21 protein-coding genes are annotated in these 20,706 nt (G+C 67.9%); 15 read left to right on the top strand and 6 right to left on the bottom strand.

Annotation, left to right across the window (positions count from 1 at the left end; genetic code table 11):
• Positions 1–288 precede the first annotated feature (288 nt).
• The gene (locus BAMB_RS18895) at positions 289–1,146 is read left to right on the top strand and encodes an EamA family transporter (protein WP_011658768.1); all 858 of its coding nucleotides are present in this window, start codon (positions 289–291) and stop codon (positions 1,144–1,146) included.
• Positions 1,147–1,194: 48 nt separating this feature from the next.
• Here BAMB_RS18895 and BAMB_RS18900 read toward each other — a convergent pair whose 3' ends face one another.
• Positions 1,195–1,668: an Lrp/AsnC family transcriptional regulator gene (locus tag BAMB_RS18900; protein WP_006759289.1), complete on the bottom strand. Its 474-nt coding sequence runs from the start codon at positions 1,666–1,668 to the stop codon at positions 1,195–1,197.
• A gap of 319 nt (positions 1,669–1,987) precedes the next feature.
• On the opposite strand from BAMB_RS18900, the gene BAMB_RS18905 reads away from it, so the two are divergent.
• From BAMB_RS18905 to BAMB_RS18930, 6 genes are all read left to right on the top strand, one after another.
• Positions 1,988–3,373 carry an amino acid permease gene (locus BAMB_RS18905; protein ID WP_011658769.1) on the top strand — a complete coding sequence of 462 codons (1,386 nt, stop codon included), beginning with the start codon at positions 1,988–1,990 and terminating at the stop codon, positions 3,371–3,373.
• 43 nt (positions 3,374–3,416) lie between these two features.
• Positions 3,417–4,619: an amino acid aminotransferase gene (locus tag BAMB_RS18910; protein WP_011658770.1), complete on the top strand. Its 1,203-nt coding sequence runs from the start codon at positions 3,417–3,419 to the stop codon at positions 4,617–4,619.
• Between the two features lie 129 nt (positions 4,620–4,748).
• Positions 4,749–5,147, top strand: a complete 399-nt coding sequence (locus tag BAMB_RS18915) for a DUF488 domain-containing protein (RefSeq protein WP_011658771.1) — start codon at positions 4,749–4,751, stop codon at positions 5,145–5,147.
• A 117-nt stretch (positions 5,148–5,264) separates the two neighbouring features.
• Positions 5,265–5,558 (top strand): DUF1488 family protein, encoded by a 294-nt coding sequence (locus tag BAMB_RS18920; protein WP_011658772.1) that lies wholly within the window; start codon positions 5,265–5,267, stop codon positions 5,556–5,558.
• A 16-nt stretch (positions 5,559–5,574) separates the two neighbouring features.
• On the top strand, positions 5,575–5,814 hold the full coding sequence (locus BAMB_RS18925; protein WP_006752669.1) for a hypothetical protein: 240 nt from the start codon (positions 5,575–5,577) through the stop codon (positions 5,812–5,814).
• Between the two features lie 142 nt (positions 5,815–5,956).
• Positions 5,957–6,310, top strand: a complete 354-nt coding sequence (locus BAMB_RS18930; RefSeq protein WP_011658773.1) for a hypothetical protein — start codon at positions 5,957–5,959, stop codon at positions 6,308–6,310.
• A gap of 24 nt (positions 6,311–6,334) precedes the next feature.
• Here the strand turns inward: BAMB_RS18930 and BAMB_RS18935 are convergent, their stop codons facing one another.
• The 3 genes from BAMB_RS18935 to lhpI form a co-directional block, all read right to left on the bottom strand.
• Entirely contained in the window at positions 6,335–7,114 is a 780-nt protein-coding gene (locus BAMB_RS18935) for a helix-turn-helix domain-containing protein (RefSeq protein WP_011658774.1), read from the bottom strand.
• Between the two features lie 17 nt (positions 7,115–7,131).
• Complete coding sequence (locus BAMB_RS18940) at positions 7,132–7,539, bottom strand: response regulator (RefSeq protein WP_011658775.1); 408 nt, start codon at positions 7,537–7,539, stop codon at positions 7,132–7,134.
• Positions 7,540–7,727: 188 nt separating this feature from the next.
• Positions 7,728–8,663 carry a bifunctional Delta(1)-pyrroline-2-carboxylate/Delta(1)-piperideine-2-carboxylate reductase gene (lhpI, locus tag BAMB_RS18945; protein ID WP_011658776.1) on the bottom strand — a complete coding sequence of 312 codons (936 nt, stop codon included), beginning with the start codon at positions 8,661–8,663 and terminating at the stop codon, positions 7,728–7,730.
• Between the two features lie 263 nt (positions 8,664–8,926).
• Between lhpI and BAMB_RS18950 the strand changes: the two genes are divergently transcribed.
• The 7 genes from BAMB_RS18950 to BAMB_RS18980 all read left to right on the top strand — a co-directional run bounded on the left by BAMB_RS18950 (position 8,927) and on the right by BAMB_RS18980 (position 17,022).
• Positions 8,927–9,664 (top strand): FadR/GntR family transcriptional regulator, encoded by a 738-nt coding sequence (locus tag BAMB_RS18950; protein WP_006755371.1) that lies wholly within the window; start codon positions 8,927–8,929, stop codon positions 9,662–9,664.
• 121 nt (positions 9,665–9,785) lie between these two features.
• Entirely contained in the window at positions 9,786–10,907 is a 1,122-nt protein-coding gene (locus tag BAMB_RS18955) for a branched-chain amino acid ABC transporter substrate-binding protein (protein WP_006755370.1), read from the top strand.
• Positions 10,908–10,961: 54 nt separating this feature from the next.
• On the top strand, positions 10,962–11,969 hold the full coding sequence (gene lhpH / locus BAMB_RS18960; protein ID WP_011658778.1) for a trans-3-hydroxy-L-proline dehydratase: 1,008 nt from the start codon (positions 10,962–10,964) through the stop codon (positions 11,967–11,969).
• Positions 11,970–12,175: 206 nt separating this feature from the next.
• Positions 12,176–14,779, top strand: a complete 2,604-nt coding sequence (locus BAMB_RS18965; RefSeq protein WP_041491458.1) for a penicillin-binding protein 1A — start codon at positions 12,176–12,178, stop codon at positions 14,777–14,779.
• A gap of 79 nt (positions 14,780–14,858) precedes the next feature.
• Positions 14,859–15,734 carry a PilZ domain-containing protein gene (locus BAMB_RS18970; RefSeq protein ID WP_011658780.1) on the top strand — a complete coding sequence of 292 codons (876 nt, stop codon included), beginning with the start codon at positions 14,859–14,861 and terminating at the stop codon, positions 15,732–15,734.
• A gap of 284 nt (positions 15,735–16,018) precedes the next feature.
• Positions 16,019–16,348 (top strand): DUF4148 domain-containing protein, encoded by a 330-nt coding sequence (locus BAMB_RS18975; protein WP_011658781.1) that lies wholly within the window; start codon positions 16,019–16,021, stop codon positions 16,346–16,348.
• 269 nt (positions 16,349–16,617) lie between these two features.
• Entirely contained in the window at positions 16,618–17,022 is a 405-nt protein-coding gene (locus BAMB_RS18980; protein ID WP_011658782.1) for a lysozyme inhibitor LprI family protein, read from the top strand.
• A gap of 77 nt (positions 17,023–17,099) precedes the next feature.
• On the opposite strand, the gene BAMB_RS18985 is transcribed toward BAMB_RS18980, so the two are convergent.
• Positions 17,100–17,747, bottom strand: a complete 648-nt coding sequence (locus BAMB_RS18985) for a response regulator (protein ID WP_006755659.1) — start codon at positions 17,745–17,747, stop codon at positions 17,100–17,102.
• Entirely contained in the window at positions 17,744–19,855 is a 2,112-nt protein-coding gene (locus BAMB_RS18990) for a PAS domain-containing sensor histidine kinase (RefSeq protein ID WP_041491459.1), read from the bottom strand. The genes BAMB_RS18985 and BAMB_RS18990 overlap by 4 nt, the downstream gene beginning before the upstream one ends.
• A gap of 320 nt (positions 19,856–20,175) precedes the next feature.
• Between BAMB_RS18990 and BAMB_RS18995 the strand changes: the two genes are divergently transcribed.
• Positions 20,176–20,649, top strand: coding sequence for a universal stress protein (locus BAMB_RS18995; RefSeq protein WP_011658784.1), 474 nt, complete (start codon positions 20,176–20,178; stop codon positions 20,647–20,649).
• The last annotated feature ends 57 nt before the right edge of the window (positions 20,650–20,706 follow it).

The following is a 20,706-nucleotide window of genomic DNA, read 5'->3' on the forward strand; positions in this document are numbered from 1 at the left end:
ATGGGGGCGAATCGGTTTCGCGACGGTTGCGCCGCGGTATCGATTCCATTACGGCGAGACGCGGCGCGAAAGACAGTGGAAAGGCACGGGCCGATGCAACCGGCGCGACACATTCGGCGGCGGGTGCGGTCGTCGCCGTGGATGCCGCGCCGGGCGGGCCGCGGCACGTGCCGGGTGTGTCGGTCCACGCGGTCGTGCAGCGGCTTTTTTGACAATCCGGTGACACATTCATACGATGATCGGCCCCGGCAACGATTTCGCGTTGCCGGCCGTCAGCGAGTATTCAACGTGCCGATCCCCGTTCTGCTTGCCGTCCTGTGTGCCGCCTTCCTGCATGCGTCATGGAATGCGCTCGTGCGCAGCAGCGGCGACCGGCTGCGCTCGGCCACGGTGCTGCAGATCGCGATCGGGCTGTTCGCGCTGCTGTTCCTGCCGGGCGCCGCGCCGATCACGCCCGCGAGCTGGGCCTGCGTCGTCGCGTCGGCGGTGATCCATGTCGTCTATACGTTGCTGCTGGTGCGCGCGTACGAGCACGGCGACCTGAGCGTTGCTTATCCGGTTGCGCGCGGCACCGCGCCGCTGCTGGTCACGCTGGGCGCGGCGGTGTTCGCGGGCGAGCGCCTGAGCGTGGGCGCGCAATGCGGACTCGTGCTGATCTGCGCCGGCATTCTGGCGATCGGGCTCGAGCGCAGGCGGGGTGCGCCACACCGGATGACGCCCGTGTTGCTCACCGCGTTCGCGACCGGCGTATCGATCGCCGCGTACAGCGTGGTCGACGGGATCGGCGTGCGGGAAAGCGGCAGCACGGTCGGCTATACGGGGTGGATGTTCGTGCTGACGGGGCTACTGATGGCCGCGTATTACCGGCTGCGCGCGGGGCCGCTGCGGCTCACGCACGATATCGGCGAGACGGCGAAGGCCGCGGGCGGCGGCATGTTCGCGGCGCTCGCGTACGGGATCGTGATCTGGGCGATGGATCGCGCGCCGATGGGGCCGGTGTCGGCGCTGCGCGAAACGAGCGTGGTGTTCGCGGCGCTGATCGCGCGCGTGTATCTCGGCGAGCGGCTGACGCCGCGTCGGGCGGGCGGGTGTCTGGTGATTGCCTGCGGGGCGCTGCTGATCAGCGCGTTCGAGGCGGTGCGGTGAGCGCGACGGGCGAACTCGCGGCCCGCGGCAGCGCGTGGCCATCCACCATCAACTTTCCAACGGCATCGCACTCGTGCACTTGATTTCATCGAGACACACGCTCGAATGCACGCCGCTCACGCCGGGAATGCGCATCAGCGTTTCGAGCAGGAACGTGGACAACCCCTTCAAGTCATGCGCGACGACCTTCAGCACGTAATCGATATCGCCCGTCACCGAGAAACATTCCTGGATCTGCGCGAGATCCGACACGAGCTTCTGGAACTTCGACAGGTCACGGATATGCCCGCGCTCCATCGTCACGTGCACGAACGCGGTGACGCCGAACCCGAGCGTATCGGGGCACAGACGGGTTTCGTAGCGGCGGATCGCGCCGATTTCCTCGAGCCGGCGGTGGCGCCGCAGCGTCTGCGCGGGCGACAGGCCGACGGCCTTCGCCAGATCGAGGTTCGACGCGCGGCCGTTCTCCTGCAATACCGACAGCAAGTGGCGATCGATGCGATCGAGAACCGGTTCAGGCATTTTTGTTTCCTCGTCTGTCTCCGGGGTGCAATTTTATCTCATAATGTAGGGTTTGCATGAGCGGGTTACGCAACCCGATTTCGCCGTCGCGACGCTAAACTGACGCCGGATTTTCGTGCGCGGCCGCGGCGACGCGGGCGAGGACGACGGTCGGCGGCCGGGCTGGCGGGCCTGCCGACAGGAATCGGGCGTCACCGCGCGAAGATCGCAGTCCCCAACCCGGCGGCTCCACGAACGGCCGCCGGCACAGCAAAACAACGCCCGGCACACCGAGGCGTGCCGCACCGCTTCCGGCGGCGGCGGGCAACATGGAGAAGACATGGTTTCTGGAAACGAGAAGGACGGCCTGAAGCGGGGGCTGAAGAACCGCCACATCCAGCTGATCGCGCTCGGCGGCGCGCTCGGCACGGGGCTGTTCCTCGGCATCGCGCAGACGATCAAGATGGCCGGCCCGTCCGTGCTGCTCGGCTACGCGGTGGCCGGCATCGTCGCGTTCTTCATCATGCGCCAGCTCGGCGAGATGGTCGTCGACGAGCCGGTGGCCGGCTCGTTCAGCTACTTCGCCGATAAATACGTCGGCCACTTCACCGGCTTCCTGTCCGGCTGGAACTACTGGGTGCTGTACATCCTCGTGAGCATGGCCGAGCTGTCGGCCGTCGGGATCTACGTGCAGTACTGGTGGCCCGGCGTGCCGACCTGGGTGTCCGCGCTGGTGTTCTTCGTCGCGATCAACCTGCTGAACCTGGCGAGCGTGAAGTCGTACGGCGAGACGGAATTCTGGTTCTCGATCATCAAGGTTGCCGCGATCGTCGGGATGATCGGCTTCGGCGGCTGGCTGCTCGCGAGCGGTCACGCGGGCCCGGAGGCGAGCATCGCGAATCTTTGGCAGCACGGCGGCTTCTTCCCGAACGGCGTGTCGGGGCTCGTGATGTCGATGGCGGCGATCATGTTCTCGTTCGGCGGGCTGGAGCTGATCGGCATCACCGCGGCCGAGGCCGACGATCCGAAGCACAGCATTCCGCGCGCGACCAACCAGGTGATCTACCGGATCCTGATTTTCTACATCGGCGCGCTGGCGGTGCTGCTGTCGCTGTATCCGTGGGAAAAGGTCGTCACCGGCGGCAGCCCGTTCGTGCTGATCTTCCATGCACTGAGCAGCAACCTGGTCGCGAACGTGCTGAACGTGGTCGTGCTGACGGCCGCGCTGTCGGTCTACAACAGCGGCGTGTACAGCAACAGCCGGATGCTGTTCGGCCTCGCGAAGCAGGGCAATGCGCCGAAGGTGCTGTGCTCGGTGAACAAGCGCGGCATTCCGCTCGCCGCGCTCGGCGCGTCGGCGCTCGCGACCGGCGCGTGCGTGCTGGTCAACTACTTCATGCCGGGCAAGGCGTTCGAGGTGCTGATGGGCCTCGTCGTGTCGGCGCTGATCATCAACTGGGCGATGATCACGCTGATCCACCTGAAGTTCCGCCAGGCCAAGCGCATCGCCGGGGAGCAGACTTCGTTCCGCAGTCTGGCCTATCCTTTCACGAATTACCTGTGCCTGGTGTTCATGGCCGGCATTCTCGTCGTGATGTACCTGACGCCGGATCTCCGTCTGTCGGTGTACCTGATCCCCGTATGGCTCGCGGTGCTCGCGATCGGGTATCGCTTCCGTCAGAAGAATGCGGGCTACGCGATGCGCGACGGCGCGTCCGCACGCTGACACGGGCACCACGACCATCCTTCCAGACGAGACCGACATAGCCATGTTCGAACACATCGACGCGTACCCGGGCGATCCGATCCTGACGCTCAACGAGAACTTCCAGAAAGATCCGCGCGATCAGAAGGTCAACCTGAGCATCGGCATCTATTTCGATGCAGAAGGCCGGATTCCCGTGATGGGCGCCGTGCGCGAAGCCGAAACCGCGCTGCAGCGCGACCTCGGCCCGAAACCCTATCTGCCGATGGTCGGCCTCGCCGCGTATCGCGACGCCGTGCAGGCGCTCGTGTTCGGCGCCGATCACCCGGCGCGCGCGGCCGGCCGCATCGCGACCGTGCAGACGCTCGGCGGCTCGGGCGCGCTGAAGGTGGGCGCCGATTTCCTGAAGCGCTACTTCCCGGACGCGCAGGTATGGCTCAGCGATCCGAGCTGGGAGAACCACCGCTTCATCTTCGAGCGCGCCGGCTTCACGGTGAACACGTATCCGTACTACGACGAAGCGACGGGCGGCCTGAAGTTCGACGCGATGCTCGCGGCGATCGACGCGCTGCCGGCGCGCAGCATCGTGCTGCTGCACGCGTGCTGTCACAACCCGACCGGCGTCGATCTCGACGAAGGCCAGTGGGAGAAGCTGATCGACGTGATCGAGGCGCGCGGGCTGCTGCCGTTCGTCGACATGGCGTACCAGGGCTTCGGCGCGGGCCTCGACGCGGATGCGTTCGCGGTGCGCGAACTGGCCCGCCGCGGCGTGCCGGCGCTCGTCGCGAACTCGTTCTCGAAGAATTTCTCGCTGTACGGCGAGCGGGTCGGCGGCCTGAGCGTCGTCTGCGAGGATGCGGCCGCGGCCGAGCGCGTGCTGGGCCAACTGGCCGGCGCGGTGCGCTCGAACTACAGCAACCCGCAAACCTACGGCGCAAAGGTCGTGGCGACGGTGCTCAACACGCCGGCGCTGCGCAAGCAGTGGGAAGAAGAGCTTGCCGCGATGTGCCGCCGCATCGCGCGCATGCGCCAGTCGATCCACGACGGCCTGCGCGACCACGTCAGCGGTGAAGCGCTCACGCGCTACGTGAAGCAGCGCGGGATGTTCACGTACACGGGCCTGACCGAAGCCCAGGTCGACGCGCTGCGCGAAGTGCACGGCGTGTACATCCTGCGTTCGGGCCGCATGTGCGTCGCGGGCCTGAACGATTCGAACGTCGGCATCGTCGCGGAATCCATCGGCAAGGTGCTGAAGAGCGGCGTCTGACCGCACGCCTTCGGGCGCCCGATCGTTTCGCCGAACCGGCTGTCTCCTTCGTGGAGGCAGCCGGTTTTTTGTTGCGTGGCGGCGGCGCGGCGCTACGATGGAAGCTCGAACGCATGACGAAGGAGCGGCATGGCAATTCGAATCGTACGGCTCGGCACGCCGCGCGCGGCCGGCGAGGGCCTGAGGATCGGCACGGTGCGGCGACCGCCGCGCGGCGTACCCAAGGCGGAATTCGCATCGCGCAACTACTATGATGTATGGTTGCCGACGCTGTCGCCGAGCCCCGAGCTCGTCGCGCAGGCGCTGGCGGCCGAAACCGACGCCGAATGGCGCGCGTTCACGCGCCGCTTTCGCGCGGAGATGGCGCATGGCGACGCGCCGAAGGTGCTGGATCTGCTCGCCGCGCTGTCGGCGACGAGCGCGTTCTCGATCGGTTGCTACTGCGAGGACGAACGCCGCTGCCATCGCGGCGTGCTGCGCGAACTACTGGCCGAGCGCGGTGCGGCAATCGACGCGGACGCGGGCTGAACGCCGCTCCACGCCATGCGAAGGGCGCCGCATCGTGCGGCGCAGCGAAGCCGTTGACGTGGGTCAAGCGTGCGGCCGTGCAGGCGGCTATGCTCATGTCATGGGATCGTCACGACGATGACAGGCGGACAGATGCAGATTGCCTTTCCACCGGAACCGCCCGAATATTGCGGACGCGATCTGGTCGTCGCATTTTCGGCGCTGGTCGATGGTCGCTGCGTGCAGTGCGCGATCACGGCCGAAGCGCTGGAAGACCATTTCGGCGCGCCGTCGCTGCTCGAGCGGGATCTGCTCGCTGCGTTCGAAGCACATCGGTCGGCGATCGATGCGATGGCACGACGGATGCTCGAAGAAATCGGGGGACGGCCGGTGTTGCTGCATAGCGGTCATTTCCGGCTCGAGGACGACTGATCCCGCAGGAGGGCGCATGACACTGCAAGGTACGATTCATGAACGCGACTGGTCGGTCGAAATCGAGACGCGACCATGCGAATCCGGCGAGTTCCGCTGTCGTGTGTCCGTCGAGCATGGCACGGGGGCGGCGCGTTTTCATCACACGTTCGAACACAGTCACGCGTATCCGACCGAGCACGAGGCGGCGATCGAAGGGCTGCGGGCCGGGATGACGTGGATCGAAATGAAGGCGTCGCAGACATTCAGCGTATGAATTCTCTCGCGCCGATGGTTGCGCGCAGGTGGGGCTGCCACGGGCAGTGAGCGCCGCGTCGGTCATCGCGCCGCGTACGGGACAGGGATACACAGTGACAGGTACGCGGTCGACGGGCACCGATCTCGTCAGGAGGCGCCCCATGGGCGTGGGCATGCAGATCGTCTGCGTCGGATTCACGGGGTATGCCGCACTCGAAGCCGAGGCGGGGGCGCAACTGGTGCGGCTCGAGCGATTCCGCGCACGGCTCGCCGATTGCCGGCTGACGATCGAGTCGCGCACGACCGATGACGGCGACCGGACCTACGACGTGCGGCTCGAACTGCTGATGCACGATCGCGCCCCGGCATCGCTGCCGTCGAGCACCGGCCACGACGTGAACGACACGATGCGCCGCGCGTTCGCGCACGCCGAACAGGCGCTGTCCGCGTGGCACGCGGACGAATCCGAAGCCGTCGCGTTACGTCAGGTCAAGACGGGCGCCGCCGCGCAATGATGCCGGCCGCCCGCGCTCTATCCGTCAGACCTGGGCGAGCGCCTGCGCGTCGATGATCCGCACGCGCTTGCCGCGTGTTTCGACGAGCGACTCCCGATGGAACCGCGAGAACATCCGGCTCACCGTCTCGAGCTTCATGCCGAGATAGCAGCCGATTTCCTCGCGCGTCATCCGCAGGTTGAATTCCGATGCCGAATAACCGCGCGCCTCGAAGCGCGACGACAGGTTCAGCAGGAAATGCGCGACGCGCTGCTCGGCCGACATCGTGCCGAGCAGCAGCATCTGGCTCGATTCGCGGACGATCTCGCTGCTCAGCATCTGATAGAGAAAATGCTGCATCGATTTCATTTCGCGGCATGCGGCTTCGAGCGCGACGAACGGGATGATGCATACGACGCTGTCCTCGAGCGCGATCGCGTCGCAACAGTGCCGGCCGGTGCCGATGCCGTCCATGCCGAGCGTTTCGCCGGCGATCTGGAAGCCGTTCACGTGCTCGCGGCCGTCGCGATGCATCATCACCGTCTTGAACGAGCCCGCGCGCACCGCATAGATGCTCTGGAACGGGTCGTCGGTGCGGAACAGAGAGTCGCCCTGGCGAACGTGCCGGGTCGAGCAGATGATCGCGTCGAGGCGGCCGTATTCGTCCGCGGTCAGGTCGGGCGGCAGGCACATCGAGCGCATCGCGCACACTGAGCAGCGCGCGGCCGGATGTTTGGCGGTATCGGTGCGTGCGACCGCGTGAAGCGGCATCGGTGGCCGAGCCGCGGCGGGCGGGGCGGTGGCGAAGGCGGTGGCGGTAGACATGAATCACTCCGGCTCGATCAGGGTTGGTGCGCGCGAGCGTGCACCAGGGATTCGATGACGCGGCATGCAGCGTCGAATTCGGCGGTCTTGTCGAAGAAATAATCGGCTCCGGCCGCCGCGCATGCATCTCTGAATGCAAGCGCCGAGTGGTTCGTCAGCACGATCGTGACGACGGGCGGCGCGGCCTTCGACAGCATCCCGATCAGCTCGAGACCGCCGCCGTCCGCGAGCCGCAGGTCGACGATCACGACGTCCGCGCGGCTGCTGCGGATGTGCGTCCACGCGTCCTGGCCGTCTTCTGCTTCGCCGACGACCACGACGCCGCCGATCGCGCCGACGAGCAGCGCGATGCGTTGCCGCACGGCGACGGCGTGATCGACGAGGAACACCCTGAGCGCGACGGCGGGTGACAGGCTGGCATTCATGCCCGCAGTATCGTGTTGCGCCGCCGAAAATGAAATCGGCCGAATTGGAAGTTTGTGTAGGCCGGTTCGACGCGTTGTAGGGCGATTCCTACAAGCGTGGGCGAAAGCGGCGGCGACGCGCGGGGCGGGCCGCCGGGGGGCGTGGGCGATTGTCGGCCGCTGCCGTCGTTGCCGCCGCGGCGGTCGAATCAGCCGCCCCGGCGCGCGTCCAGCGCATCGCGTGCCGTGCGGCACGCGGCCAGATCCCATGCGGCACAGCCGACGGTCTTGAACAGCAGCGGTCCGCTCCGCTCGAAGGCGCCGCGCAGGACGTCGGCGAGCGACGCGACCCGTTGCCAGTCGACCTGCGCGACGATCAGGTCGCCGGCCTCGTGGCGCGCGCCGGCCGGGTCGTCGACGACGAGCCGGCTGTGGCGCACGGTGTCGGCGTCGATCTCGGCGGCGTCCGCGGTGAACGCGCCGACGCCGACCACGAGGCGGCCTTCGCGCGCCGCTTCGCGATAGACGGGCGTACGGCTCGTCGTCAGCGTGACCACGACATCGATCGCATCGGGAATCGCGTCGCCGTCGAGCGGCGCGAGCTGCGGCGCCTGCGCGCGGTGCGCGGCGCAGAACGCGGCCGCGCTGCCGGCGCGCGAGCCGCGCACGTGCAGGCGCGCGTCCGGAAAGATCGCCGCCAGCGCTTCCGCGTGATTGGCCGCCTGCTTGCCGGTGCCGATCAGCAGGATGTCGCGCGGCGCGGCGCCGTGCAGCGCCTGGATGCCGAGCGCGGTGATGGCCGCCGTGCGGCGCCCGGTGACGGTCGGGCCGTCGAGCACGAAGCGCATCTCGCCCGTCGTCGCGTCGTACGCGCTCACCTGGCCGAGGATCGTCGGCAGCCCGCGCGCGGCGTTGCCGGGGCACACGTTCACGAGCTTGTGGCTCGCGAGGTCGCGCGCGCTCGACGGCATCGACAGCATCACGCCGCCACCCTGAAGCGGCACGACGAGCCGTTCGGGGCTGACGATCTCGCCGGCCGCATACTCGGCGACGGTGTGCGTGAGCGTGGCGAGCAGCGCCGGGTAGTCGAGCAGCGCGGCCGTTTCGGCGGCATCGAAAGCGGGAATCCGGGAGAGGGCGGTCATCGTGTCGGTCGGTTGGATCGGTGAGCGTGGACGACGGGCGCAACGCGCGCTCGCCACGAAAGCTGCCGGAAATCGCGACGGCAGGCGGTCTGGATCAAATCTATACCAGTTGATGGCCGCCCGGCAATCCGTAAAATCGGGCAGATGACTGATTTTGGTTCTAATATCCGTCCAGATGGGCCGTCGCACGTGCCGGCCCGCTGCGCTGCGGTATCGTGCGCACCATTCCCGAACCACGCCCCCCGACCTGGCAGGAGCCCCAGATGATGTCCGCGCGTCCCGAATCCCTTGAAGCCGGTTTCCGGCCGCTGCAGATCTACGAGCAGGTCGCCGAGAAGATCCGCGACGAGATCCGCGCGGGGCGCTATCCGGCCGATTCGAGGCTGCCGTCCGAGCGCGAGCTCGCGGCGCTGTTCCAGGTCGGCCGGCCGGCGGTGCGCGAGGCGCTCGGCGCATTGCAGAACGAAGGGCTGGTGTTCACGAAGCGCAATTCGGGCACCTACGTCGTGCCGGCGCCGCTCGACGTGCTCGCGCAGCGCGGCGACACGCGAAGCGCGCCGGATGCCGACTTCAGCCCGACGTCGACGCTCGACGTGCGGCTCATCCTCGAGCCCGCGATCGCGCGCCTCGCGGCCGCGCACGGCCGAGCCGATCCGATCGCCGAAGGCTATCTCGCGCAGATGGAAACCATCACCGATGTCGACGATCCGCGGCAGCGCGCGCTGTGGAACGAGAGCGACCGGCTGTTCCACCGGCAGCTCGCGCTGATGACCGGCGACGCGCTGATCGTGAAGATCGCCGACGAAGTCGCGAAGACGATGGACCAGCCGCTATGGAAACGGCTGAAGGACGACGGCATCTACGACGCGGGCCGGATCCGGCTCTACGTGTCCGAGCACCGGCTGATCTACGAGGCGATCGTGTCCGGCGACGCCGATGCGGCCGCGTTCTATGTGGAGCAGCACATTCTCCGGGTGCGGCGCGACATCACGCCGAAGTAACGCACCCCGCGGCATTCTGGTCTGAAATATGACCAAAATCGTAAATAGTATTTTGAAATTGCTTGCATCGTGACCATGCGTGTCCTACATTGGTTTCACACAAAACCAATCAGGAGACACCATGCGATACCTCATTACCGCGCTCTCGGTGGCCGTGGCCGCCGGCGCGCTGACTTCCGCGCACGCGCAGGAAGTCGTGACGATCGGCCACTCGGCGCCGCTGACCGGCCCGCAGGCCGCAAACGGCAAGGACAACGAAAACGGCGCGCGCCTCGCGGTCGACGAGCTCAACAAGGCGGGTGTGAAAGTGGCCGGCAAGACGGTCACGTTCAAGCTGGTGTCCGACGACGACCAGGCCGACCCGAAGGCGGGCGTGCAGGTCGCGCAGAGCCTGGTCGACAAGGGCGTCGTCGCGGTGCTCGGCCCGTACAACTCGGGCGTCGCGATTCCCGCGTCGCGCGTGTACGCCAATGCCGGCGTGCCGATGCTGCCGGTCGCGTCGAACCCGGCGCTGACGCGCCAGGGCTTCAAGAACATCTTCCGGATCGGCGCGAGCGACGAACAGCTCGGCGGCACGATGGCGACCTTCGCCGCGAAGACGCTGAACGCGAAGACCGCAGTGGTCATCGACGATCGCACCGCGTACGGGCAGGGTGTCGCCGAGCAGTTCGCGAACGTCGCGAAGGCCAACGGGATCAAGATCGTCGACCAGGAGTACACGAGCTCGTCGGCGACCGATTTCCTCGGCATTCTCACCAAGATCAAGGCCAGCAATCCCGACGTGATCTTCTTCGGCGGCTATGCGGCGCAGGGCGCGCCGATGGCGAAGCAGATGAAGCAGCGCGGCCTGCGCGCGAAGCTGCTCGGCGGCGACGGCATCTGCTCGGCCGACATGGGCAAGGTCGCGGGCGAGGCCGCGTCGATCGTCTATTGCGCGCAGGGCGGCGTCGCGCTCGAGAAAACCTCGGCCGGCCGCGCATTCCTGAAGAAGTACCACGACACCTATCACACGGAGACGCAGGTCTACGGCGTCAACTACTACGACGGCATGAAGCTGCTCGCCGATGCGATGGTCAAGGCCGGCACGACCACCGACAAGGCGAAGCTGATCGCGCAACTGGCGAAATCGAACTACGCGGGTGTCGCGGGCACCTATTCGTTCGACGAACACGGCGACCTGAAGGGCGCGCCGACCACCGTCTACGTGATCCGCAACGGGCTGCCCGAACCGTACGCGAAGTAACCGCCACCGGACGGCGCCGCGGCGCCGTCCTTCGTCCTCCCGCTTTCGATCCTCATGAAAATTTCCCGATCCCTTTCGACCGTCGAAGTCCATACCGGCGGCGAAGCCTTTCGCATCGTCACGAGCGGGCTGCCGCGCCTGCCGGGCGACACGATCGTCCAGCGCCGCGCGTGGCTCAAGGAGAACGCCGACGAGATCCGCCGTGCGCTGATGTTCGAGCCGCGCGGCCACGCCGACATGTACGGCGGCTACCTGACCGAGCCGGTGTCGCCGACCGCGGATTTCGGCGTGATCTTCCTGCACAACGAGGGCTACAGCGACCATTGCGGGCACGGCGTGATCGCGCTGTCGACCGCCGCGGTCGAGCTCGGCTGGGTGCAGCGCACGGTGCCGGAGACGCGCGTCGGCATCGATGCGCCGTGCGGCTTCATCGAGGCGTTCGTGCAATGGGACGGCGAGCACGCGGGGCCCGTGCGCTTCGTCAACGTGCCGTCGTTCATCTGGCGGCGCGACGTGTCGGTCGACACGCCGTCGTTCGGCACCGTGACCGGCGACATCGCGTACGGCGGCGCGTTCTACTTCTACGTCGACGGTGCGCCGTTCGACCTGCCGGTGCGCGAAGCGGCGGTGGAGAAGCTGATCCGCTTCGGCGCCGAAGTGAAGGCCGCCGCGAACGCGAAGTATCCGGTCGTGCATCCGGAGATTCCGGAAATCAACCATATCTACGGCACGATCATCGCGAATGCGCCGCGCCATCCGGGTTCGACGCAGGCGAACTGCTGCGTGTTCGCGGATCGCGAGGTCGACCGCTCGCCGACCGGCTCCGGCACCGGCGGACGTGTCGCGCAGCTGTACCAGCGAGGCGTGCTCGCGGCCGGCGACACGCTCGTCAACGAGTCGATCGTCGGCACGGTGTTCAAGGGGCGCGTGCTGCGCGAGACGATGGTTGGCGACATCCCGGCCGTGATTCCGGAAGTGGAGGGCAGCGCGCACATCTGCGGTTTCGCGAACTGGATCGTCGACGAGCGCGATCCGCTGACCTACGGTTTCCTCGTGCGCTGAACGCCGGCGCACGGCATCGGGTTGTACCAGGCTTGGCGCGCGGTCCCATTGCAGGGCGCGCGCCTTTTTTGTTGTGAAACCGCGCCATCGGATGCCATTTGCACGGGCCCGGGTCGGCCGCGGGCCGGTGTGCCGCGCGAGTTTTGGTACGATGCTGCCTTTCCAGCCGATCCCCCACCCGCGTGAATCGCCGAAACGTGTCGTCAGTGCGTGATCTCTGTGCCAAATGGGTCGCGCGCGCCCAACCCGTCGCGGCCGCTGCCGCCGTGCCCGTCAAGCGTGTCCTGGCCACCGCCTGGCGCCGTCTCCGTCATCCGACGCGCCGCGGCGTGCTGCTCGCGGCCGCCGCCGTGCCGGTGCTGTTCCTGCTGTACGTACTGGCGCTGATTCCGTTCACGCCGGGCATCGGCGACATTCGCAAGGCACGCGTCGACCAGCCGGCGCAGGTGCTGTCCGCCGACGGCAAGCTGCTGGCGGAATTCAAGCCGTCGAACCGCGAATGGGTGCCGCTCAAGCAGATTTCGCCGCACATGGTCGATGCGCTGATCGCGACCGAGGATCACCGCTTCTACGAGCACCACGGCCTCGACTGGAAGCGCACGGCGTCGGCCGCGCTCCATACGTTCTCCGGCAACCGCCAAGGCGGCTCGACGATCACGCAGCAGCTCGCGCGCAACCTGTATCCGGACGAGATCGGCCGCGCGCCGACGCTCACGCGCAAGGTAAAGGAGGCGATCACCGCGCTGAAGATCGAGGCCATCTACAGCAAGCCGCAGATCCTCGAGACCTACCTGAACACGGTGCCGTTCCTGTACAACGCGTACGGTGTCGAGATGGCCGCGCGCACCTATTTCGACAAGTCGGCCGACCAGCTCGACGTGCTCGACAGCGCGACGCTCGTCGGGATGCTGAAGGGCAACAGCTACTACAACCCGGTGCTGAACCCCGAGCGCGCACTGCAGCGGCGCAATACGGTGCTCGGCCAGATGGTGAAGTACGGCAAGCTGTCGCCGGCGCAGTTCGCGCAGCTGCAGCGCCGGCCCCTGCGCGTCGATTTCGAGCGCCAGAAGGAGCCGCCGGGGCCCGCGCCGCATTTCGCGCAGCAGTTGCGCAAATGGTTGATCGGCTGGGCCGACCGCAACGACTACAACATCTATTCGGACGGGCTGATCGTGCGCACCACGATCGATGCGCGGCTGCAGCAGATGGCGACCCAGGCGCTGACGCAGCAGGCGAACCAACTGCAGGGGATCGCGAACAACGCGTGGAGCGGCCGCGACGGCTGCGGCACCGATAACGAGGTGTTCCGCACCTTCATGCGCGAGTCGCCCGAGTACAAGGCCGCGCAGGACGCCGGCAAGGACGATGCGGCCGCGATGAAGCAGCTCGCCGCCGACCGAGGTTTCATGCGCGCGCTGTGCAAGGCGAAGACCGACGTGCAGGCCGGCTTCGTCGCGATCGATCCGCGTGACGGGCAGATCCGCGCGTGGGTCGGCAGCCGCGACTTCACGAACGAGCCGTTCGATCACGTGTCGCAGGCACGGCGCCAGCCGGGTTCGACCTTCAAGCCGTTCGTCTATGGCGCCGCGTTCGCGAACGGGATGAAGCCGGAGGACACGTTCGTCGACCAGGCGATCGAGATTCCACTGAAGGGCGGCGAGATCTGGCGCCCGAACGACGATGCACCGCCCACCGGCAAGCCGATGACGCTGCGCGACGCGGTCGCGCTGTCGCGCAACCGGATCACCGCGCAGGTGATGGAGAAGGTCGGCCCGGCGGCCGTCGCGCGGCTCGCGCGCGACATGGGCGTGCGCGAGAGCCCGCTCGAGCGTGTGCCGTCGCTCGCGCTCGGCACGAGCCCCGTGACGCTGAAGGAGATGGTCGCGTCGTACGCGACGATCGCGAACGGCGGGCTGTACGTCGAGCCGCAAATGGTCACGCGCATCGAGACCCGCCAGGGCGACGTGCTCGCCGAATACGCGCCGACGCCGCCCGAGCGCGCGCTCGACGCGGAAACCGACAAGACGCTGCTCGACGTGATGCGCGACGTCGTGACGCGCGGCACCGGCGGCAGCATCCGTACGCGCTTCGGGATTCGCGGCGACGTGGCCGGCAAGACCGGCACCACGCAGGACAACGCGGACGGCTGGTTCATCCTGATGCAGCCGGGGCTGGTCGCCGGCGCGTGGGTCGGCTTCGACGACGGCCGCGTGACGCTGCGCAGCGACTACTGGGGGCAAGGCGCGCACAGCGCGCTGCCGATCGTCGGCGACTTCTTCCAGCGCGCGCAACGGGCGCGGATCGTCGACACGAAGCTGAAATTCGATACCGAGCCGTCGCCCGGCTGGTTCGCGTCGGCGCGCGAACGGGTGACGGACCTGTTCGACGGCTGGTTCGGCCCCGAATCGAAGCAGGAGCCGGCGCCCGTGAGGACCCAGCGTATCGAGCGTCAGCCCGACGAGGACACAGACGAGGCGTCGGCCGCGTCCGCCGCGTCGGCACCCGTGCCGGCATCCGGCGGCGTCGTCGAGGAATGGATCCCGGCGTCGGAGGTGGCGGCGTCGGCCGCCGCGTTGTCGGCGGGCGCGTCGCAATCGCAGCCCGTGCAGCCGCCGGCGGCGGGGGGAGGCAGCGCGGCGAGTTCCGGCAATACCGGTGGCGGCGGCCTCGGCTCCGCACCGGCCACGGCGCCTTCCACCGTGCCGGCACCTTCACCTTCACCGGCTCCGGCACCTTCACCGACGCCGGCACCTTCACCGACGCCGGCACCGGCGCCCGCTTCACCCGACGCGACCAGCGGTTCGGAGTAACGAGCCGTTCAGATTTCGCGCGATGCTGCCGTAATCACGTTGTCACGACAGCTCGCGCGGGCCGCTCCGCGCCATTCCGATGCCGCTCATCACCGATTACGTCGCGCTTGCGCGCGATGACGTCGCCGCCGGCGTCCCGCTCGGCTTCGATCTCTACGATGCGGGCGGCGCCGCGCTGCTGCCCGCCGGCGCCACGCTGCGCGATCCCGCGCAGCACGACTTCCTGTTCGATCACTTCCGGCCCGTTCGCAGGCGCGATGACGCCGGACCCGCTGCGTCCGACGGCGACACCGTGCCGGCGGCCGCGCACATGGGACTGTCGGCCGGCGCCGCAATCGGCATCCGCCGGCGGGTCGGTGCGGCCCGCGTGCTGCAACGCTGCCGGTTGATCGGAATCGGCGCATCGGGCGTGCTGTTCGTCGAACCGCGGCCGTCGGCGGTGTTCGATTTCGCCCGCGGCGACGACGTCGAGGCGGTCGCGATCGGCCGCTCGGCGGTGTCGCGCTTCGGTGCGACGGTCGAGACGGTGCAGACCGTAGGCGGCGCGCCGTTCATGGTGCTGTCGCCGCCGGGCTTCGTCGACCGGTTGCGCACGCGCGTCGAGCCGCGCGTGCCGGTACGGATCGCGGCCTGCTGCACCGGCGGGCCGGCGCAGGCCGACGGCATCGGGATCGTTCACGATCTGAGCCTGAACGGATTGTCGATCGCGGTCGACCGGCCGCTCGCCGCCGCCGGCGAGCCGTTGCGCGTGCAGTTGCCGTACATGGACGGCGATCGTATCGCGCTGCTGGCGCTCGACGCCACGGTGCGCGCGGTGCACGCGGAGCCCGCGACACCGGGCTGGACGCTTCATCACGCTGCGTTCAGCGAAATCGCCGCGGCCGACCGCATCCGCCTGAAGGCGTTGCTGTTCGACCTGTCGGTGGAAAGCACGGAGGCTGATCCCGTCCGCTGAGATGCGGTCGTCGTTGCACATCGTCGGGCGGCGTCGTTCATGGCCCGGGTGGATCGACGGGCCCAGACGGGGCATGCCACAGCGCGCCCCGGTTTATTGGGTGCGGATGTGACGTTAATCATCTGATGATTGGACCGAATGCGCGGAAATTGTACGGAATTCGGTCAACAGTGAATTCGCGATTTAAGTATTTACCCTGATAGCCGAGCCGCCTAGACTTTCACTCATGCGCAACGACTACCGAGTCCGAAGCGCCTGACAAAACAATCTGGAGGTAACGCATCATGAAATCGCTGATCAAGGCAGTTGCACTGGCCGCACTGGTGGCCGCACCGATCGTGTCGTTCGCCCAATCGAACCAGCAGCCGTTGACGCGCGCGCAAGTGCGTGCCGAGCTGGTCCAGCTCGAGAAGGCCGGCTACAACCCGAACGACTGGATGAACTATCCGGAAAACATTCAGGCCGCACAGGCAAAGATCGCGGCAGCCCAGAACACCGGTGCACAGGCTGACGCAACGGGCTACGGCTCGAACCCGGTCGCGACGTCGCAGTCGGGCCAGCGCGTGACGGTGCCGGCCGCGGCCGACCGTTCGTCGGTGTACTTCGGTCACTAAGCCATTCGCTGCGCGGCCTGCAGGCCGCCGGCGACGCCGTATCGAAAGGCCTGCACTCGTGTCGAGTGCAGGCTTTTTTGCGTCCGCCGCACGCGTGGCGCCGGCTGACAATCCGCCGCGCGTGCGCTAGCATCGCGGTCGGCCTCGCCACGCCACGGCAGCCGTGGCGGATGGCGTGGCGCCGGCTTGTCCGCGATGCCGCGCACCGAGGCGCGGCGGCAAGCCCGGCACGAGGTTCCACCAATCAACGAAAACAAACAGGAGCATCCATGCGTGTCTTGACCGGTCTGCTGTGCGCGCTCGCGCTGACGGCGAATCTTGCCCATGCGCAGGCGAATTGTGCGGAAACGACGGATCAGGCGGCGATGACGGCGTGTGCCGATCGCGCGTACAAGAAATCCGACGCGGAGCTGAATCGCACTTACCAGGCCGTCACCGCGCGCCTGCGCGATGCGAAGCCGCTCGCCGAGAAACTCGTGAATGCGCAGCGCACGTGGATTGCGTACCGCGATGCCGAATGCAACTTCTCCAGTGCGAACGCCGAAGGCGGCAGCGCGTATTCGATGGTCGTGTCGACCTGCCTCGACGATCTGACGAAGATTCGCAACGAGACGCTGAAGGGGTATCTGTCCTGCGAGGAAGGCGATCTCGCGTGCCCGGTGCCGGCGAAGTAAAAGCCGCGGCGTCCGGCCGGCCGCGGGGCCCGCACGGCCCGCGGCCGCCGCAAGCCCGTGATTAGCGTGAACAGGCGCTAGACGTCGTCCGTTTCGTCGAGCAGCTTGTGCCGCATCGCATAGCGGACCAGCGCCGCTTCGTGCGGCATCTGCATCTTTTCCAGGATCCGGGTCTTGTAGGTGCTGACCGTCTTCGCGCTCACGCATAGCGCCTGCGCGATCTCGGTCAGCGTCTGTCCGGCGGCGATCCGGCGGAACACGTCGAATTCGCGATCGGACAAGCGCTGATGCGGCAGCGTCTCGGCCGGCTCGTTCAGGCTCTGCGCGAACTGCTCGGCCATCGCGAGGCTCACGTAGACGCCGCCCGACGCAACCTTCGTCACCGCGCCCACCAGTTCGGCGCTCGCGCTTTCCTTCGTCAGATAGCCCGATGCACCGGCGCGGAACGCGCGTACCGCATATTGCTGTTCCGCGTGCATGGTCAGCACGAGCACGCGCAGCGCGGGCTTCTCGTCCTTGATCTGCTTGATCAGCTCGACGCCGTTGCGGCCCGGCATCGACAGGTCGAGCACCAGCACCTGCGCGGGCGTCGAACGAACCAGCGCGATCGTCGACGGGCCGTCGCACGCTTCGCCGGCCACCTCGAATCCGGTGGCGTTCTGGAGGATGTGCCGCAGACCGTCGCGCACGAGCGTATGGTCGTCGGCGATGAGCACCTTGATCATGTGAGGGTGGTTTCCTGTTGAACTGTGCCGAGCGGGAAGGCGACGGTGATCGAGAAGCCGCGCGCGAGCGCGGTGTCGATCGTCACGTTGCCGCCCAGCATGTGTGCGCGTTCGCGAATGCCGATCAGCCCGAACGATTTGTCCTCGTGAGCGCTGCCGCCCGGTGCCGCGCCGCGGCCGTTGTCCGCGACCCGCAGTACGCAGAAGCCTTCCTCGATGTCGAGCCGCAGCGCGACGCGTGTCGCGTCCGCGTGGCGCGCGACGTTCGTCAGCGCTTCCTGGACGATCCGGAACAGCGTGGTCGCCCCCGCGCTGGTGAACGTGAGCCCGCCCGTTTCGATGTGGCGTTCGACGTCGATGCCGTAGCGGTTCGTGAAGTCGTTCGCCAGCCACTCGATCGCGGGCACGAGGCCGAGATCGTCGAGCATCACCGGCCGCAGGTCGGCTGCGATGCGCCGCACCGACGCCACGGTTGCATCGATCAGACGGCGCATGCCCTGCAGGTGCGACAGCACGTCGTCATTGGGTTGCGCACGGCCCGGCGCGCGCAGTTGCTGCTCGATCACCGACAGATCCATCTTCAGCGCGGTCAGTTGCTGGCCGAGATCGTCGTGCAACTCGCGCGCGATGCGGGTCTTTTCCTCTTCGCGTACGTTCTGCAGGTTCGCCGACAGTTCGCGCAATTCCTCGCGCGACTGCTTCAGCGCATTCTCCGCGCGCTGCCGCTCGGTGATGTCGCGCAGCATCACCGTATAGAGCTTGCCCGACGCATCGCGGATCTGCGAGATCGACGCCTCGATCGGGAATTCCTCGCCGTTGCCGCGCAGCCCGAACAGCACGCGCTGGCGACCCATTTGCCGCTCGGACACACCGGTCACGCCGAACTGGTCGACGTGCTTCGCATGCGCGGCGCGAAACCGCTCGGGGATGAAGCGCGACAGCGGCGCGCCGATCGCCTCCATCGCCGACACGCCGAATACCTGTTCGGCCATCGGATTGAAGATCACGACCGTCTGCTTCTCGTCGATCGTGATGATCGCTTCCATCGACGAACGGATGATGCCCATCATCCGCGCCTCGTTGAGGATGCCGCGGCTGCTGGCGCCGGTATCGGCCGTCCCGGCGCGGCCGCGCAGCAGTGCATGGATCAGTGCTGCGAACGCGAACGATGCGATCAGCCCCGCGGCGAGCACCGTGCCCGCCGCGCGCTGCGCGCCGGTCGCGCTCGGGCGGCCGTCCGCGGAATAGGCGAGCGTCAGCACGGTGCCGCCGAAATTCAGCTGGTCGGTGCGGCGCATCAGGTCGGGCGACGTGGAGGCTTCGTCGGTCGTCGTCTCCGCGCTCGCGATCGGATGCGGATCGTCGCCGGCGCTCATCCGCAGGTCGAGCCCGCGTTCCGCGTCGAGCGCGCGCTCCACCACGCGATTCGGGCTGAGTTCCGCGAACAGCACGCCGCCGGCACCCGTGTCATGGGCACCGGCTGGCGTGACGGGCGTGCGCGATGATGGCGTCGCCGGCACGAACAGCATCAGGATGCGGGTATCGCGGGACGTATCGTCGTCGGCCGGGTGGATGCCGAGCGCGACATTGCCGGTGCGCAGCGCGCGTGCCAGCGGCGCCTGATCCGGTGCGCCGAAGCGCGCGCCGGCCGCGCTCGACAGCGGCGCGCTGAGCGTCGCGACCGCGAACGGGCCGGCCGGCAGCGGCGCGTCGCCGGCGAGCGCGCTGCGTGTCGCGGGCGACAGCGGCGCATAGCCGAGCTGCCGGACCGGCGAACGGCCGCTGTCGAGCTCGAGCGTGTCGGCATACCGGCGCCATTGCTCGGGTGTCATCTGCGGCGCGAGCAGGAACGCGCCGCGCGCGCTTTCGAGCACGGCGGCGCCGGTCTGCAACTCGTGGCGCAGCATCGCCGTCACGTGCGACGTGCGGCGTTCGAAGCGCGTATGCACGGTGCCTTGCCACTGCTCGCGTACCAGCAGCGCGACGCCGAGCGACAGCGCCGCACCGGCGAACAGCGCAGCGACGCCAGCCACGAGCGGCTGGCGTAACATGGTCGGGAGGCGCGTGGGCCCTCGGGCGTCACGCGACGGGGTGCCACTGGCGGTCATTCGATTGGCCATTCTGGTGTCGGGGCCGCCCGTGGCGCTCGGGCGGTGCGGCAAAACCGGCGAAAACTCGCACCGGCCGCGTGCGAACGTTTGATTTGAAGCTGAAATTGTGCGCGTTTTATTGGTTTTTTGTAATAGGGTCAGCTAAAAACGTGCTAGTCGGGCGTGCGGCGGGCGTTCCGGCGGCGATTGACGCGCATCAACGGACGCGTCGGCATGTGGGGCAGACTGTTCGGCAGACGAGCCGGCATCGGGCCGGCTCGCGGTGACGGGCGTGTCGTTGTGCGATGCGCGGCGCGTGCCCGGTCGGAGGGCGGACCATGTACAAGCGGATTTTCGTCGGGCTCGACGGCGGCCCAAGCGCGCGTCTCGCGCTGAACGAGGCGATCCGGATCGCGCTGGCATCCGGCGGCGAGGTGACGTGCGCGTATGTCGTCGAGCATCGGCCGCAGCTCGTCGACGTCGATGCGGGTTTTGCGGCGGAACGCGACCGCGACGCGGCGGCAACCGCCGCGGCGACGCCGGTGCTCGACGACGCACGAGCGGTGCTTGCGCAGCAGCATGTGCCGGGCACCGTGCGCGCGCTCGATGCGTATGGCGAGGACGTCGCCGCGGTGCTGATGCGCACGGCGGCCGAGGTCGGTGCCGATCTGATCGTGATGGGGACGAGCGGGCGGCACGGATTGCGCCGGCTGCTGCTCGGGAGTGTCGCGGAATCGCTGCTGCGCTCGGCCGACCGGCCGGTGCTGCTGGTGCGGCACGACGAGCCGGCCGCGGTGGCAACCGCGCGATGACTGTGATGGGGTGCTGAGGCGTTCAGGCGTTCAGGCGCTCAGGCGCGAGCAGCAGCG

The organism is Burkholderia ambifaria AMMD (assembly GCF_000203915.1).
Lineage (GTDB): Bacteria > Pseudomonadota > Gammaproteobacteria > Burkholderiales > Burkholderiaceae > Burkholderia > Burkholderia ambifaria.

Excerpts from the sequence above, each read along its gene's own strand:
- BAMB_RS18900 (WP_006759289.1), bottom strand. The coding sequence starts at position 1,668 with ATGCCTGAACCGGTTCTCGATCGCATCGATCGCCACTTGCTGTCGGTA.
- BAMB_RS18905 (WP_011658769.1), top strand. The coding sequence starts at position 1,988 with ATGGTTTCTGGAAACGAGAAGGACGGCCTGAAGCGGGGGCTGAAGAAC.
- BAMB_RS18910 (WP_011658770.1), top strand. The coding sequence starts at position 3,417 with ATGTTCGAACACATCGACGCGTACCCGGGCGATCCGATCCTGACGCTC.
- BAMB_RS18915 (WP_011658771.1), top strand. The coding sequence starts at position 4,749 with ATGGCAATTCGAATCGTACGGCTCGGCACGCCGCGCGCGGCCGGCGAG.
- BAMB_RS18920 (WP_011658772.1), top strand. The coding sequence starts at position 5,265 with ATGACAGGCGGACAGATGCAGATTGCCTTTCCACCGGAACCGCCCGAA.
- BAMB_RS18925 (WP_006752669.1), top strand. The coding sequence starts at position 5,575 with ATGACACTGCAAGGTACGATTCATGAACGCGACTGGTCGGTCGAAATC.
- BAMB_RS18930 (WP_011658773.1), top strand. The coding sequence starts at position 5,957 with ATGGGCGTGGGCATGCAGATCGTCTGCGTCGGATTCACGGGGTATGCC.
- BAMB_RS18935 (WP_011658774.1), bottom strand. The coding sequence starts at position 7,114 with ATGTCTACCGCCACCGCCTTCGCCACCGCCCCGCCCGCCGCGGCTCGG.
- BAMB_RS18940 (WP_011658775.1), bottom strand. The coding sequence starts at position 7,539 with ATGAATGCCAGCCTGTCACCCGCCGTCGCGCTCAGGGTGTTCCTCGTC.
- lhpI (WP_011658776.1), bottom strand. The coding sequence starts at position 8,663 with ATGACCGCCCTCTCCCGGATTCCCGCTTTCGATGCCGCCGAAACGGCC.
- BAMB_RS18950 (WP_006755371.1), top strand. The coding sequence starts at position 8,927 with ATGATGTCCGCGCGTCCCGAATCCCTTGAAGCCGGTTTCCGGCCGCTG.
- BAMB_RS18955 (WP_006755370.1), top strand. The coding sequence starts at position 9,786 with ATGCGATACCTCATTACCGCGCTCTCGGTGGCCGTGGCCGCCGGCGCG.
- lhpH (WP_011658778.1), top strand. The coding sequence starts at position 10,962 with ATGAAAATTTCCCGATCCCTTTCGACCGTCGAAGTCCATACCGGCGGC.
- BAMB_RS18970 (WP_011658780.1), top strand. The coding sequence starts at position 14,859 with ATGCCGCTCATCACCGATTACGTCGCGCTTGCGCGCGATGACGTCGCC.
- BAMB_RS18975 (WP_011658781.1), top strand. The coding sequence starts at position 16,019 with ATGAAATCGCTGATCAAGGCAGTTGCACTGGCCGCACTGGTGGCCGCA.
- BAMB_RS18980 (WP_011658782.1), top strand. The coding sequence starts at position 16,618 with ATGCGTGTCTTGACCGGTCTGCTGTGCGCGCTCGCGCTGACGGCGAAT.
- BAMB_RS18985 (WP_006755659.1), bottom strand. The coding sequence starts at position 17,747 with ATGATCAAGGTGCTCATCGCCGACGACCATACGCTCGTGCGCGACGGT.
- BAMB_RS18990 (WP_041491459.1), bottom strand. The coding sequence starts at position 19,855 with ATGACCGCCAGTGGCACCCCGTCGCGTGACGCCCGAGGGCCCACGCGC.
- BAMB_RS18995 (WP_011658784.1), top strand. The coding sequence starts at position 20,176 with ATGTACAAGCGGATTTTCGTCGGGCTCGACGGCGGCCCAAGCGCGCGT.